This window comes from Jatrophihabitans telluris (assembly GCF_023516435.1).
Lineage (GTDB): Bacteria > Actinomycetota > Actinomycetes > Mycobacteriales > Jatrophihabitantaceae > Jatrophihabitans_A > Jatrophihabitans_A telluris.
In genome coordinates this window covers 332,878-346,648 of sequence record NZ_CP097332.1, presented here as the reverse complement: position 1 = coordinate 346,648, position 13,771 = coordinate 332,878, and the positions used below count along the sequence as shown (strand labels likewise).

The 13,771-nt window shown below is 69.2% G+C and carries 13 protein-coding genes, 1 tRNA gene and 1 pseudogene; 9 read left to right on the top strand and 6 right to left on the bottom strand.

Going from position 1 to position 13,771, the window contains the following annotated elements:
- Positions 1 to 33 precede the first annotated feature (33 nt).
- The 3 genes from M6D93_RS01685 to M6D93_RS01675 are packed head-to-tail and all read left to right on the top strand — an operon-like array spanning position 34 to position 3,241.
- On the top strand, positions 34 to 351 hold the full coding sequence (locus M6D93_RS01685; protein ID WP_249772438.1) for a hypothetical protein: 318 nt from the start codon (positions 34 to 36) through the stop codon (positions 349 to 351).
- The gene (locus M6D93_RS01680; RefSeq protein WP_249772437.1) at positions 312 to 2,837 is read left to right on the top strand and encodes a hypothetical protein; all 2,526 of its coding nucleotides are present in this window, start codon (positions 312 to 314) and stop codon (positions 2,835 to 2,837) included. Before M6D93_RS01685 ends, M6D93_RS01680 begins: the two co-directional genes overlap by 40 nt.
- Positions 2,834 to 3,241: a hypothetical protein gene (locus M6D93_RS01675; protein ID WP_249772436.1), complete on the top strand. Its 408-nt coding sequence runs from the start codon at positions 2,834 to 2,836 to the stop codon at positions 3,239 to 3,241. Before M6D93_RS01680 ends, M6D93_RS01675 begins: the two co-directional genes overlap by 4 nt.
- Positions 3,242 to 3,286: 45 nt before the next feature.
- Here the strand turns inward: M6D93_RS01675 and M6D93_RS01670 are convergent, their stop codons facing one another.
- Positions 3,287 to 4,099 carry a ParA family protein gene (locus M6D93_RS01670; RefSeq protein WP_249772435.1) on the bottom strand — a complete coding sequence of 271 codons (813 nt, stop codon included), beginning with the start codon at positions 4,097 to 4,099 and terminating at the stop codon, positions 3,287 to 3,289.
- Between the two features lie 92 nt (positions 4,100 to 4,191).
- A complete protein-coding gene (locus M6D93_RS01665; RefSeq protein WP_249772434.1) occupies positions 4,192 to 5,301 on the bottom strand; it encodes a carboxylate-amine ligase in 1,110 nt (369 codons plus the stop codon).
- Between the two features lie 134 nt (positions 5,302 to 5,435).
- On the opposite strand from M6D93_RS01665, the gene M6D93_RS01660 reads away from it, so the two are divergent.
- A complete protein-coding gene (locus tag M6D93_RS01660; RefSeq protein ID WP_249772433.1) occupies positions 5,436 to 6,503 on the top strand; it encodes a prenyltransferase in 1,068 nt (355 codons plus the stop codon).
- A 12-nt stretch (positions 6,504 to 6,515) separates the two neighbouring features.
- On the opposite strand, the gene M6D93_RS01655 is transcribed toward M6D93_RS01660, so the two are convergent.
- The 3 genes from M6D93_RS01655 to M6D93_RS01645 all read right to left on the bottom strand — a co-directional run bounded on the left by M6D93_RS01655 (position 6,516) and on the right by M6D93_RS01645 (position 10,815).
- Complete coding sequence (locus tag M6D93_RS01655) at positions 6,516 to 7,805, bottom strand: hypothetical protein (protein ID WP_249772432.1); 1,290 nt, start codon at positions 7,803 to 7,805, stop codon at positions 6,516 to 6,518.
- Positions 7,802 to 9,724: an alpha-amylase family protein gene (locus M6D93_RS01650; RefSeq protein ID WP_249772431.1), complete on the bottom strand. Its 1,923-nt coding sequence runs from the start codon at positions 9,722 to 9,724 to the stop codon at positions 7,802 to 7,804. Before M6D93_RS01650 ends, M6D93_RS01655 begins: the two co-directional genes overlap by 4 nt.
- 113 nt (positions 9,725 to 9,837) lie before the next feature.
- Positions 9,838 to 10,815: a hypothetical protein gene (locus M6D93_RS01645; RefSeq protein ID WP_249772430.1), complete on the bottom strand. Its 978-nt coding sequence runs from the start codon at positions 10,813 to 10,815 to the stop codon at positions 9,838 to 9,840.
- A gap of 110 nt (positions 10,816 to 10,925) precedes the next feature.
- Between M6D93_RS01645 and M6D93_RS01640 the strand changes: the two genes are divergently transcribed.
- Together M6D93_RS01640 and M6D93_RS01635 are read left to right on the top strand one after the other, a co-directional pair.
- Positions 10,926 to 11,015 (top strand) — tRNA-Ser (locus M6D93_RS01640).
- Positions 11,016 to 11,070: 55 nt separating this feature from the next.
- Positions 11,071 to 11,640, top strand: a complete 570-nt coding sequence (locus M6D93_RS01635; RefSeq protein WP_249772429.1) for a hypothetical protein — start codon at positions 11,071 to 11,073, stop codon at positions 11,638 to 11,640.
- An 18-nt stretch (positions 11,641 to 11,658) separates the two neighbouring features.
- Here the strand turns inward: M6D93_RS01635 and M6D93_RS19585 are convergent.
- Positions 11,659 to 12,693 (bottom strand): annotated as a pseudogene (locus M6D93_RS19585) (recombinase family protein); the annotation flags it as partial.
- Positions 12,694 to 13,026: 333 nt separating this feature from the next.
- Here M6D93_RS19585 and M6D93_RS01620 point away from each other — a divergent pair.
- From M6D93_RS01620 to M6D93_RS01610, 3 genes are read left to right on the top strand one after another with little or no spacing between them, the layout of a single operon-like run.
- Positions 13,027 to 13,275, top strand: a complete 249-nt coding sequence (locus tag M6D93_RS01620; protein WP_249772426.1) for a hypothetical protein — start codon at positions 13,027 to 13,029, stop codon at positions 13,273 to 13,275.
- Positions 13,276 to 13,283: 8 nt separating this feature from the next.
- On the top strand, positions 13,284 to 13,499 hold the full coding sequence (locus M6D93_RS01615) for a hypothetical protein (RefSeq protein WP_249772425.1): 216 nt from the start codon (positions 13,284 to 13,286) through the stop codon (positions 13,497 to 13,499).
- Complete coding sequence (locus M6D93_RS01610) at positions 13,480 to 13,743, top strand: hypothetical protein (protein ID WP_249772424.1); 264 nt, start codon at positions 13,480 to 13,482, stop codon at positions 13,741 to 13,743. Before M6D93_RS01615 ends, M6D93_RS01610 begins: the two co-directional genes overlap by 20 nt.
- Positions 13,744 to 13,771 lie beyond the last annotated feature (28 nt).

Sequence of the window (13,771 nt, the reverse complement as noted above, 5' to 3'; positions counted from 1 at the left end):
TGAGGGAAGCAGCTGCGCAGGGGGTTGTCCGCTATGACTGATCCGCACCCGACCGATCCGCACCCGACCGATCCGCACCCGACCGATCGGCAACCGAACGATCCGCACCCGACCGATCCGCACCCGACCGATCCGCACCGGACCATCGTCGAGATCCGCGTGCACGGCGTGAGCGGCACCGCACCGGCCAGCCTGCTCGACACACCGCACGTGATCCAGGTGGCCGGTGACGGCGTCGGCCGCATCTTCCGCCCGGCCGACGAGTTGAGCCGCCCCCTGCCGATCCCCCGCTGGAGACCCCCGACGGACCGGTGGAGCACCTCGTCGAGGGATACCACTGGGGAAAGATGACCTCCGGCGGGTGGTCGAAGGCGATCTGGGCGCTGCTCTTCCCGTTTGCCATGGCCAACGTTGCGCACTGGATGCTGCCGCCGCGGTGGCTGGTCCGCGGACCCGGCGTGGCGATGCTCGGTTTGTGCCGTGCCGTCCTGCGCCTGATCGGCATCGTGCTGAGCTGCCTGCTCGTGGCACAGCTCACGGTGATCGTCATGGACCTGCTGGTCAATCAGTGCGCAACCGGCACGAACCGGTGCCTCGGCTCGGTCTCACACCTGGGATGGTTCTTCGAACATCCCTGGCGGCGGAGCATGATCGGCGGCCTTCTGCTGCTCGTCGTGATCGCGATCATCAACCAGATCTCGACCGCAGCCTGGAGTAGCAATGTCGCGGTCCGCCGTCCGAGCGCCGACTCGGGCGTTGCCGCCGCCAGCTCCGCGTTCTACTCCGGCGATCCGGATGTGCCGACACTGCGCGCGCTGCATGTCGCTGCCTCGGTCTGCACGGCGACGCTGCTCATTCTCGGCGGGCCTCATCCGCCGAAGTCCGCGTTCCGGCTCGTACTGTGGATCATCGCCGGAATCATCCTGGCCTTCAGCCTGCTGGCCACGACGGTGCTCGACGATCCCACCGACGCCTTCGGCCACCGCTGGCACAAGCAACTGGCCATCGTCGCCGGCCGCGCTTCCTCGGCCGCGATGGTCGTGCTCCTCCTGCTCGCCGCCTGGGTCGCACCGACAGCGTCGACGGCTCCCTACGGACTGGCCGCGGACCACAATCCGCTGCCCCTTCCGGGCTCGGACGACACGGTCGGGCTGTTGATGACCGCCCTCGCTCTGCTCACCCTGCTGCTGTCGCTGGCGTTGATCCTGCCGGCCGCGCAGGCCTGGAAGCCGCATCGCGCACTGGGATCGTCGTATGAGACGCCGCACCCCTTCCGTCCCTGGGCGCAGGGTTGGTTCTCTGCGCCGATCACAGCACTGGCGGCCCTGCTCGGCGCCGGGCTCGGGGTGGGCCTGTCCTATACCGCAAGCGGATGCCTGCACGGTAGTTGCCGCCCGCAACTGGTCACCGCTCCAGGCGCGGGGAACCGGCTCAAACTACCGATGTTCTACGGCAACGTAACGGTGCTCTGGGGCCTCACCGCCATCCTGATCGCCGCCTTCACCGTGACCTTGATACTGGCCACTCTGATCAGGGTGCTGCGCGCCAGCGTCGTGCGGTACGCGCCCGGTTTCCTCCTGCAGGACAGCACATCCGGCGGCGGCAGGCGCACCGTGGCGGCCGCCTGGGAGATCGCGCGGCTCAAGTTCTGGGGCGCCCGGATCCTGACGGGTCTGGCGCTGGTGATGGCCGTCATCGGCGCCTTGGCCCTGCAGGCGCAGTGGATGCTCACCGAGCACGCGCCGGCCTACCGGAGACCGCTCCCGCACTGGATCGGGGCGCTGTCCAACCATGCGGTGCTGACCGAACCGGTGCGCTGGCTTCGACTCTCCTCCGAGGCCGTGTACAACGACCTCGGCAATATCGGGGTCCTGGCCCTCGACGCCCTGGCGCTCGGACTGCTCTACGCCGTGTACACCGCGGCGCGCCGACCGAACACCGCACGACAACTGGGCATCCTCTGGGACCTCGCCTCCTACTGGCCGCGCTCGGCCCATCCGTTCATCCCGCCCTGCTACGCGCAGAAGGTGGTGCCCGAACTGGCCGACCGCGTCGAGCGCTACCTCGCGCAGGGGTATCGGGTCGTGCTCTGCGGGCACAGCCAAGGCAGCCTGCTGGTCGCCGCCGCTACCCTGCGGGTGCTGGGCGACACGGCCGGTACCGACGCCGCGCAGCGACTCGGCCTGGTCACCGCCGGATCGCAGCTGCAGTGGGCCTACCCGCGCGGCTTCCCGTCCGTCATCGACGTCCCCTCCTACCGCATGATGCTGCAGCGCCTCGACGGACGCTGGCGAAACCTGGCTCGCGGCACCGATCCGCTGGGCGGCGCGGTGCTGTCCTGGAACCTGGGTGTCACCGCCTCCGGTGAGGCACTGGCGGCCTGCCTGCTGACGCCGGCCGACTCGGACTGCGTGGGCCGGCTGGAGGAGTCCGACGGCATGACCGCCGAGCACGCCCGCATCCTTGGACGCGAACACTGGTTGGCCGATCCGGTCCGGCCGGCGTCCCTGTCCGCCATCGGAACGGGTACCTCGGCCTACTTCCTAGGTCTGCACCGGCACTCGGACTACTGGAAGGATCCGGAGTGGGACGCCGCTGTCGTGCGAGCCGCCGGGTTCGTCACGCTCGCGGAGATCGCGCTCACCGCCCAGGTCCCCGACACACCCGCCTCGGCGATGCAGCCGAACCGCACCGGCCCACGCCGGACGGACAGCCACGCCACTGGTCGGACGGACCGCAACACCGCCGGTCGGACGGACGGCAACACCGCCGGTCGGACGGACGGCAGGGCCGTCGGGCAACCGTCCCAGCCGCCGCCGACGATAATGGGGGCATGATCTCCGTCGAACTGTCCACCGCCCTGCGTTCCGCGGGTCTGCGCTGGAAACCCGCGACCGGCGACCGGTTCGTGATCACCCAGAACGAGATGGCCGGTGAGGTGTTCGTCCTGTCGGACATGACGGTCGAGGTGCACCAGCTGCCCCAGGGGGCCGTGATCGGCTTCAACGGAACGACGGAGTGGGCGTTGGACTCCGTCGAGGACCGGCACGCCCTGTGGCTACCGAGGGAAACGCAGTTGCGCGAACTGCTGGCGGGCACCTTCCGGACCCTCGACCGGACGAGCGAGGGGTGGCGGGTACGCGTCGAGGTCGGTGGCGCGGAGGCTGAGTTCGTCGACGCCGATCCGGAACAGGCCTACGGCGGCGCACTGTTGCACCTGCTCAGCTTCATCGAAGTCTGAGTTCGGCGGCGCGGTCAGATCGGCCCGCCGCACGTGCAGTGGTGATCAGGCCGTTCGGGGAATCGGCTTGCGTTTGCGTACCGGGCGAGCGGTGCCCAGCTCCGAGGCGCGGAGGAGGATTTCCTCCCCCAACGCCCGATAGGCCAGTGCCACCGAGCTGTTCGGCGCCGACAACACCACCGGACGTTTGGCAAGCGTGGCACTGGGCACTCGTCGCGACTGTGGGATCCGGGTCGCGAAGAGGGGCAGGTCGGTGGATTCCAGGGCGGCGGCAACGTCACGAGCCGCCGCGCCGGAGGCATCCCAGTTCGCGCAGATCGCGCCCAGCAGCACCGCCTCGGTGTTCTCGAACGTACGGTGCTGGTTGACGAATCCGGCGATCCGAACCGCCCCGAGGGCGCTGCCGGGGTCGGAGGTGAACACGGTGAGCACCGCGTCGGCAGCAGCGACCGCGGCCAGGGTCAGGTTGCCGGTGTCACCATGGGTGTCGATCACGATGTGGTCGTACCGATCCCGGACCGGGCGCAGGGCCCGGCGCAAACTCGACACCAGACCGCCTTGCTGGGCCAGGGTGATCCCACGCTGTTCCAGGCTGGGATGGCTGGGCAGCACGTCCAGCCCGGGAATCACGTCGCGCCGGATCGCGGTGTCCAGACCGGCGGGCTCGTCCGGGTCCAGGATCGCGGCCAGGCTGTCCTCGGCTCCGGCCACCACCCCGAACGCGCGGCCGAGACTTTCCTGCGGGTCGGCGTCCACGGCAAGCACCCGAGCTCCCGAGTCGGCGAAGACCGCGGCCAGGTTGGCGGCGGTGGCGGTCTTGCCGACGCCACCCTTACTGCTGCACAAGGCAATCTTCATCTGCCGTGGTCTTCCGTCCTGTTCGCTGTAGTGCAGGGGGCTGTAGTTCAGGGGTCTGTAGTTCAGCGGTCTGTAGTTCAGGGGTCTGTAGTTCAGGGGTCTGTAGTTCCGGGACTCGGTTCAGGGGTGGTTCGTCGAGCGACGTCGAGGGCGACCGCGCCCAGATCGGTGGTCTCGGAGTAATGGCGCCGCTGCTGCTCGGAACCGGTGCCGCGCCGCAGGATCGCGGCCACCCCGTCGGCGACGAGGTCCTGGTCACCCGAGGTGCGCAGGCTGGGCGCCAACAGGTCCATGAGCCGGTCGATCAGATCGGCGGCCGGGATCGGGCGGGCGGTCGCGGGGTCCACCAGGTCGGCGGTGGTGCCGTAGCGAGCGGCCGACCAGGACGCCACTCGCAACAATTCCGTCCGGGTGCGATCGGGCGGCAGCCCGTCCTCGGCCTGTCCGAGGGCTGTCTCGACGAGCGCGCGGACGATAGCGGCCACCATGATCGCGTCGGACACATCGGTGCAGACGTCAGCGACCCGCACCTCGATGGTCGGGTAGTGCCGGGAAAGCCTGGCGTCGAAGTAGACCATGCCCTCGTCCAACAGCGTCCCCGAGTGGGTGAGGTCATCGACCAGGCGTCGGTATTGATCGAGACTGCCGAAGGTTTCGGTCGGTCCCGCGCTGGGCCACTGGCCCCAGACCACCGTCCGGTAACTGGCGTAGGCGGTGTCCTCGCCCTGCCAGAACGGCGAATTGGCCGACAACGCGATCAGGATGGGCAGCCACGGACGCATGCGGTCGAGCGCGGCGACGCCCTGCTCGGGTGAGTCGATGGCCACGTGCACATGCATGCCGCAGGTGAGCTGGTTGCGCTCCAGCAGCCCGAAGCGCTGTTCCATTCGCAGGTAGCGCTGTTCGGCGGTGATGACGGGCCTGCCGGCGACCGGCGAGGAGGCGGTGGCCGCGGCGGCGAACCCCCGACTGGCCGCCGCCTTGGCGAGGCTGCGGCGATGGACCTCCAGGTCCGCGCGGATCTCGGCCAGGTCGAGGTGGGGGGCCGAGGCGATCTCGGCCATTTCCTGTTTGAGCTCGTGCTCGGCGGGCTCGTCTCGGGCCAGTCGGGCCGCTTGCGCGACGGCGTCGTAGCCGGGCACGGGCGCTCCGGTGCGGGCGTCGACGAGCAACAGCTCCTCCTCGACCCCCACCCGCCTCATGACACCAGTAAACCCGAGCCCGCCCTGGTGCATAGTGCGGCCCGAACTTTGGCGACACGCCGGGGCTCGACCAAAGTTCGGGCCGCACTATGCGTGTGGGGGACGGCCCGGAAGCGAGCCGTACTGTGGAGGACATGAGTACCGCCTCGGCAACGACGCCGGCCGCTGTCCCCCCGCCCGGCAAGCGCCCGCGGTCCGGTCCGATGGGATGGGTCGGCGCGTTCACCGGGTTCTATCCCGCCAAGGCCGACGACCTGAGCGGGCTGGACCCGGTCACCCGCTTCCTGTACGCCGCCCGCAGCGTGATCCTGGTGATCTCGGCCCAGTCCGCCGCCATCGCGGGCCTGCTCGCGGCGACGGACCGCCGGTTCGAGGTCGTCCCCTTCATCGGCGTGTTCATCGGTTTCCTGGTCCTGCACGCCATCTCGAACCTGTCCAACGACTACTTCGGTTACCGGCGCGGACACGACACCGAGGACTCTCCGCGCCGCCGGTACACCCTGCACCCGGTAGCCAGCGGTGTGTTCACGATGCGGTTCCTCGCGACCGGCCTCGTCGTACTCGGCGCCGTGGCCCTGGCCATCGCGGTCTACTTCGTGGCTCTGCGTGGCTGGGGCGCCGTCGCGTTCGCCGCCATCGGGGCGGTCCTGTTGTACGCCTATGACGCCGCGCCTCGCGCGCTGAAGGAGCTGGGCCTCGGCGAGGTCGCCGCCTTCGCCGTGTGGGGGCCGCTGATGATCGGCGGCGGGTACTACGTCATCACCGGCACACTGTCGGGACTGGCCTTCCTGGCCTCGGTCCCCTACGGACTCGGGGTGGCCTCCATCCTGGTCGGCAAGCACATCGACCAGCGTTCCTTCGACGATTCGCAGGACCAGCGGACCCTTCCGGTGTTGCTCGGTGAACACCGGGCACGGCTGCTCAACCAGGCCACCGTGGCGGGCATGTACGTGTTCACCGTGATCGGGATCCTGTTCGGCGCGCTGTCTCCGCTGGCCGTCGTCGTGGTGCTGGCGTTGCCCCGAGCGTCGCGGGCCCTGAAGGTCATGTCGGTGCCGGCCCCTTCCGAGCCACCGGCCGGTTACGTCGGCTGGCCGCTCTGGTACCACCGGGTGTGTCTCGTACACAACCGCCTCTTCGGCTGGCTGTTCATCCTCGGACTCGCGCTCGGCGCCCTCGTCCCGAGCTGGCGCATCGGCTGATCCACAGCCCGGTCAGCGGTTGAGCGTGAAGTCCCACTCCGAGGTGTTGGAGTGGACCAGGCACGGTGCGCGTCCCGTGGCCAGACACCTGGCGGCCGGGCCGATCGGCTTGAACGGCAGGCTGGAGAGCACGAAGTCACGCCCGATGGCGACGAGCATCAGCAGCAGGCCGGCCACGGCCAGCGCCGGAAGTGTCCCCCGCAGCCCGGCGAGCCGACGGACCCCCGACAGGCCCGACAGGCCCGACAGGCCCGACAGGCCCGACAGCAACACGATGGTGATCATGGTCAGAGGCAGCAGTAGATGCCGCTGCGCCCGGTCGCTGTCGGCCATGAAGTAGTAGGCCAAGCACGGCACCAGGCTCGCCATCAGGAAGCCGGTTCCCAGGGCCGCAAACACGATCCGGTGCCGCGATCGCCAGCCGAGCAGCCCGAGAATCGTGACCAGCACGACGGTCGCCGGCGCGAGCAGCGGCCACCAGCCGTGCCACAGCGGCGTCAGGTGGTTGGCGCCGAACCACGCGGAGGTGAACGCGCGGCGGGCGAGGTAGCCCACCCAGACCGACGGCGAACCACTGCTGTCACCGGTCCGCGGGTTGATTGCCAGCGTCCCCCACTGCAGCAGCGTGGCCATCGCCACGATCACGAGCAGCAGAGAGGACTGCCGCGAACGCTGGCGCCAGGCTCGCACCAGGAACGCCGGTGCGAGGAATACCGCGCCGGGCCCGGACAGCGCGAGCACCGCAACGAGCACCGCCTCGCCCCACGCGACCGCGCGAGAGGCGGTGTCCCGGCGCAGCGCAACGAACAGCAGGCCCAGGGCGCCGACGAAGATCAGGTTCGCGATGTTGCCGGAGACCTCGTCCCGCGATGGCGCCACGACGAGGAGCAGGAACAGGGCCTCGCGCTGCCAACGGTGGGGCAGCAGCCACGACGTTCGCGCCGACAGGGCCATCGCGGCCAGCGCGAGTCCGATGAGCACCGCCGACCAGGCGTAGAGGCCGGGCTGCCAGTTCAAGGGGAGCGCCCGCCAGATCAGGGCGACCAGCCGTGGCAGCAGGTGCAGGTACCCGCGGTACAGCTCGACGATCGCGCGCAGGCCGTCCTCACGGGCCTGCTTCAGGAAGATCGGGCCGTCCTCCGAACGCAGCGTCGGGTGCGCGAGCCGTCCCCAGTCCCGCACCAGGGTCAGCGCCACGCCCACGGCAAGAACGATGCCCAGCCGGACGATCGATCTCAGCCGAGCCGGGCCCGGAGCCGGTGAGGGCACCGCGGTCCGGCCGGCCGAGACGTCCGAACTCATCCGCGGACGATCCAGAATGCCGCGTAGGGCGGCAGCCAGAGGTTGCCGTCGTCGGCCACGGTCACCGGGGTTCCGGAGATCGCCTCGATGCCGTGGCCGAGGGCGAACTCGCCGAGCCGATACCCGGGGAACGGGCGCCACGACGAGGTCACGTTGTACAGCCCGAGCATTGCGCCGACCGGGTGCCGTCGCAGCACAGGGAGCACTCCGGGGTCCGACAGCCACAGGATTTCGGCGGGGATCGAGGCGTGCAGTTCCGAGCGCGCCGCGCGGGTGTCGACCAGGCGGGCGAGGCCGGCGAACAACCGTCCGGCCGGGGTCACCGGATCGTGCCGCTGCTCGGCGCGGGACCAATCCAGGCGGGGACGGTGAGCCCAGCGATTGTCCTGGTCGTGACCGGGTTCCTCGGCCCAGTCCGGGTCGTTGGGCTGGCCGAGCTCGTCACCCATCCAGATCACCGGGACGCCACCCCAGCCCAGGATCAGGGCGTGGGCGAGCACGATCCGGGCGATGGGGTCTGCGACATCGGTGCCGTCGGACTCGGCGCGACCCAGTCCGGCCAGGGACGCGCCGGTGCCGCTGATCCGTCGATCCCCGGTGGCAGCGTTGTACTGGAAGACCAGGCCGTCGGCAGCCGAGCCGGGGAACTGCCCGGAGTACCAGTCGGACAGGAAGGCGCGGTGCAGGTAGCCGTTCAGGCCGACCGCCGCGGCGTCGCCGTCGTCGATGGCCCAGCCGATGTCATCGTGGCAACGGATGTAGGTCATCCACGCGGTCGAGGACGGGATCGCCGGTAGCTGGGACAGGGCGTGCGCGGCGAGCCGGGCGTCGCCGGAGGCCAGCATCGACCAGACCTGGACCATGAGGCTGTTGTGGTAGGCCAGGTCGGACACCTTGCCGTGGTGATGCCCCTCGCCGAGGTACTTCACCAGGTCGCGCGGGGCCACGATGGCTTCGGCCTTGAACAGGGTCGCCGGGGCGGCGATGCGGGCCAGCGCGCGCAGCGCCTGGGTGATGGCGTGTACCTCCGGCTGGTTCTGGCTGTCCGTCCCCAGCCGCTTCCACAGGAAGGCGACCGCGTCCAGCCGGAGCACCTCCACCCCGAGGTTGGCCAGGAACAGGATGATGTCGGTGTATTCGCAGAAGACGTCCGGGTTGGACCAGTCGACGTCCCACTGCCAGGTGTTGAAGGTCGTCCAGACCCAGCCCCCGACCTCGGCGTCGTAGCTGAAGTTGCCGGGCGCGAAGTCGGGGAACACCTCTGGCAGGGTCGCTTCGTAGCGGTCGGGCATGGTGCGGTCGCCATAGATGCGGAAGTAGGCCCGGTACTTGGCATCGCCGGCCCGGGCGGCGGCCGCCCACTCGTGTTCAGCCGCGACGTGATTGAGCACCAGATCGATGACCAGGCTGATGCCCGACTCCCGCAACCGAGCCGCGAGGGCGCGCAGGTCCTCGACCGTGCCCAGGTCCGGGCGGACGGTGCGGTAGTCGGCGACCGCGTAGCCACCATCGTTGTCGCCGTCCCTCGGCAGCAGCAGGGGCATCAGATGCAGGTAGGTGACCCCGAGCTCGGCCAGATAGTCGATCTTGGACGCGACGCCCTTGAGGTCGCCGGCGAACCGCTCGGTGTACGCGGCATAGCCGAGCATGCGTGGGGACTGGAACCAGTCCGGGTTGAGGATCCGGCGCCGGTCGAGGGTGAGCAGGTCCTCGTCCCGTTCGGCGTAGGCCGCTGCCGCCAGTGCGACCGCTCTGGCGGCCAATCCCTCGGGATCATCGGGGTAAACCGGGGTGAGCCCGTCGATGAGCTCGGGCCACCAGCGGTCGAGCCGCAGGGCGAACTCCTGCTGGCGGTGTTCGGGCAGGGCCGTGAGCGCCGAAGACGCCGCGAGGTGGACCGAGGCGGGCGCGGCAGACATGGGCGCAACAGTATCCATGCGCACCCAGCGGCGGAAATCTCTGCCCAGCGCCGGTGGCGGCTGTCCCCGTCCGGTCCGCGCCCGCCGGGCGTGCGGCACGCCTGGGGCCGCGATCAGCCGGACAGTCCGATGAGCAGGGCAAGCCCGGCGGTGATGACCGGACCGGCCAGCGACAGGCCGGCGGCACCCACATTCCGGCCGCCCGAGGAGCCACGAACCAGTTCGGCGAAGGCAGCCCGGTCCTCCATCCGTCCACGCCAATTCGCATGTCCTGATTGCTCGGTCAGCGCAGGCCGGCCCTCCTCACGGACAGCGGTCGGCCAGTCGGGGAACTGGATCGGAAGGACGTCGTCGACAAGCTCGCGGGTGAGCGCGCCCAGCCGGAGGTAGCCCGGGCCGTGCAACAGCGCGAGGACGAGGCTGGCCGCAATTCCCCAGACGACGACGGTGACGGCGGGAAAGTCCGCCGAGCGCGGATGGGCGGCAAGGACTGCCTGCCGTTGCGTGCCGGTCGCCAGGACGCCGACGCTGACCAACAGCGCGCCACCGATGAGGGCAATGCGCAGGGCCGAACGCAGTTGGCTCAGCTCCAGGACGCGCTCAGCGACCGGCCGCGTCCGATGCAGGTGGGCCGCCCGCATGAGGCGATGCGCCCGCAGCACGGCGAATACCCCCGGCGCCAGGGACGCCGCCGCGAAGCTGAACATGAGCAGCAGGCGTGGCAGGCCCAGGTAGTACCCCGTTGGCGTGGCCGGCCGGCTCATGAAGTAGCCGGCGAGAGCGATCAGATCGGCCACGGCGATCGCTGCGCCGGCACACACCACGATGGGTATCAGCGGGGGTGCGTGCTCGGCGGCCAGCGCACGCGCCGAGGACCAGGACAGCACCAGAACTCCCGGAATCAGCGCCCACGCAAGGATGATGGTGCACGTCCAGACGCCGAATTGCGGCGTGCTCACGTAACGAACGCTCGCTACGGTGTGCCGAGCGCCGATCCGGACCGAGGCGAAGCCGACCAGCCCGGACAGAATCGTGGCGCACAGCAGCGGCCAGATCCGTGAGAACGCCGTAGGTTCGGCCCGAACCGCCATGCCTCAGCCTGCGCCCGATCGACGGTCCAGGCAATCGCGCGGCGTCGGGCGCGGGTAGGTGGCCGTCCTCTGCCAGAATGGACCGCGATGTCACGTTGACCGTGGCCTCGGGAGGGCTCGCATAGTGGCCGAGTGCGGCGGTCTTGAAAACCGCTTCAGGTTTACCCCTGACGTGGGTTCGAATCCCACGCCCTCCGCCAGATGTGTCTCTTTCAAACCCGCCACGCAGCGGGCGCGGGAGAGACGCATCTCGGTTTGTTGGTTGTTGGCCTGGCCGGCGGGGAGGGTGACGACTGGCTGCGGATCGGCGTAGGCGGCTGCGGCAGTTCGGAGTCGGGCGTCGAGCACGGCCTCGTACAGCGGCCCGCGGATGCCTTCGGTGTCGTCCTCGCCGACATCGATGCGGTCAAAGATGGCCTGGTTCAGCCGGCGGCGGGCGTTCGGGCCGGCGTGGAGGTAGGCGGTCTCAATGTCCATGACGAGGCTGAGCGCCTGGTCGAGCTTGGCCCGCAGAACCGGCAGCTTGTTGTCGAGGACCTGCAGGCGGCGGTTAAGCGCCTCCATCCTGCCGCCGATGCGCTGCTGCTCCCGTTTCATGAGCGCAAGCGGCACAGCGTTGGCGTAGTGCGCCTGCAACAGCTTGAGCTGCTCGTCTTCCAGCTTGTCGCGCTCCAGCTCGATCGTGCGCCGTTCGTCGCCGCTGCGGGCATTGATCCGGGCAAACTCCGCCAGCAGGTAGTCCCGGAGCTCAGCGACTTGACTGGCCGTGAGCGTGACGCTGCGGTAGAGGTCCTCGACGAGGCGTTCGACCGTGGCGATCGGTAGCGCGACCTGTTGACAGGCGGTCCGCTTCTGGTGCCGTCCGACGCAGACGTAGTAGCGGTAGAGCGTGCCGTGTCGGTTAACGACCTGGCAGACGATCAGCCGCGAGCCGCAGGCCCGGCAGTAAACGGAACTCTTCAGGTAGTGGTTGTGGATCCGGGTCTTCTCGCCCTTGACGTTCCGAGACGTCAACAGCGCCTGGACCTGTTCCCAGGTGTCGTCGTCGACGAGGGCCGGATGCTGCCCGTCGTACTCGACACCCCGGTAGGTCACCCGGCCGATGTAGTAGCTGCTGCGCAGGAAGCGATGTAGCTGGCTGATGGAGATCGGCTTCTCCGGCCGCTGCGGCCCCGGCACGGTCGTCAGACCGCGGGCCACCAGCTCGTCACGCAGCCCTTTCAGGGTCCACCCACCGCTGGCGTAGGCCTCGAAGGCCCAGACCATGAGGGGGCCGCGCACCGGATCGACCGCGACCGTGCGGCGCTCGACCCCGTTTGCGTAGTCACGCACGTTTAAATAGCCCAGAGACGCTTTGCCGACGGTGCCGCCGCCCTGGACCTTCTGGGTAAGGCCCTTCTTCACCTCGGTGGCGAGGTTGGCCGAATAGAACTCGGCCATGCCACTGAAGATCGCGTGCATCAAGGCACCCTGCGGCGTTTCGTCGATGTTTTCAGTGACGGACACGAGCCGGGCGCCGGACCGCTGGATCGCGATCGTCAGCTGGACGTCATCGGCACGGTTCCGGGCCAAGCGGTCGATCTTGTGCACGATGACGAACTGCGAGGGGTGCTCTTTCAGGTAGACCAGCATGTCCTGTAGCCGCGGCCGTCGCGTCGAGCGAGCTGACTCACCCGCGTCGACAAACTCAGCCTCGACTGGAACACCCAGTGCTTCCGCCTTACGCAAACAGGCCTCACGTTGAGCCGGAATCGAGAATCCCTCTTCCTCGCCGCCGCGCTGGGCCTGCTCCCGTGTTGACACCCGCAGGTAGAGCACCGCACCACCGACGGTCGGCGAAGGCAGTGGACTCGAAGCTTGATCGAGTAGACGGGTCATCACTGAAGCTCCTTTGGTATGGCTGCGCTGGGTGCGGGCGGATCATCGATCCGCAGACCACTCCGGGTCGTACGGATAGTCGCCCGGTCCGAGTTGGTCTGGCTGACCGAAGCCACCGAACGCGAGGCTGGCTTCGCCCGCACGCGCTGTGAGTAGCCATAGGCATTCGGTCATGTCTGACGCCCATCGGCCGACTCGCTGCAGACGGCCGGACATTTGACAGCAGATTCGACAGCGACGTGACCAAGCACGAGCTGCCAGTGCATAGCAGCTACGAGCGTTTTTACTGAGGTTCCGTGGATGTACCAGGGGTAATCTCGAAAACTCTTAAGCATGTTCTTCGCCACCGACATCCAGGCCGAGGACGGCATCGTCAACGGCTACCACTGGTTCCCCCTGGGTAGTGGCCTGATCCCCGAGCACGGCTCGATGTACGTGCGCGACATCGAGGCCACCGGCGGCCGGGTCGTCGACTACGAGCCCGGCGCGCTGACCTTCGGGGACCTGCTGAACAGGAAGCTCCCCCGCTCGCGCGTCGAGGCGTACCGCGTCGTGCAGGGCCAGACCTACTACGACGATTGAGGACCGCGATGACCAACCGCCAGCCCGCTGGAGCGCCCACGGGCGGCCAGTTCGCCGCAGGCACCCAGACCCGTGCGGACGTCGCACTCGATGACGTCCGGGACACCCCCGGTCCGGCCGATGCACGCCAGGCCGCGCGGGAGCGTGTCGCCGCCGAGCTGAGCCGCGCCGCGCCGCATCGGCGCCCAGCTGCTCGCCGAGCGGGTGACCGCCCACCACCCTGACGCCACCACCGTACGCCTGGCCGTCGGCGACCAGGACATGCGCCGGTTCCTCTACGTCGAGTCCGTGCGCGACGCCGACGGCGGCCAGATCAAGATCTCCCGCGAGCTGGAAGACGAGCTGAACGACTTCGCCGCCGACCTAGACCCGGTGCACTGCGACGTCACCGACGTACGACGACGACGAGAACGTGGACGCCTGCGCAGGTCGCGCAGCCGGAGCCGACCCGCAAGATCACCGACCTGACCGGCCGCGAGGCGGCGACGCTGCGCAA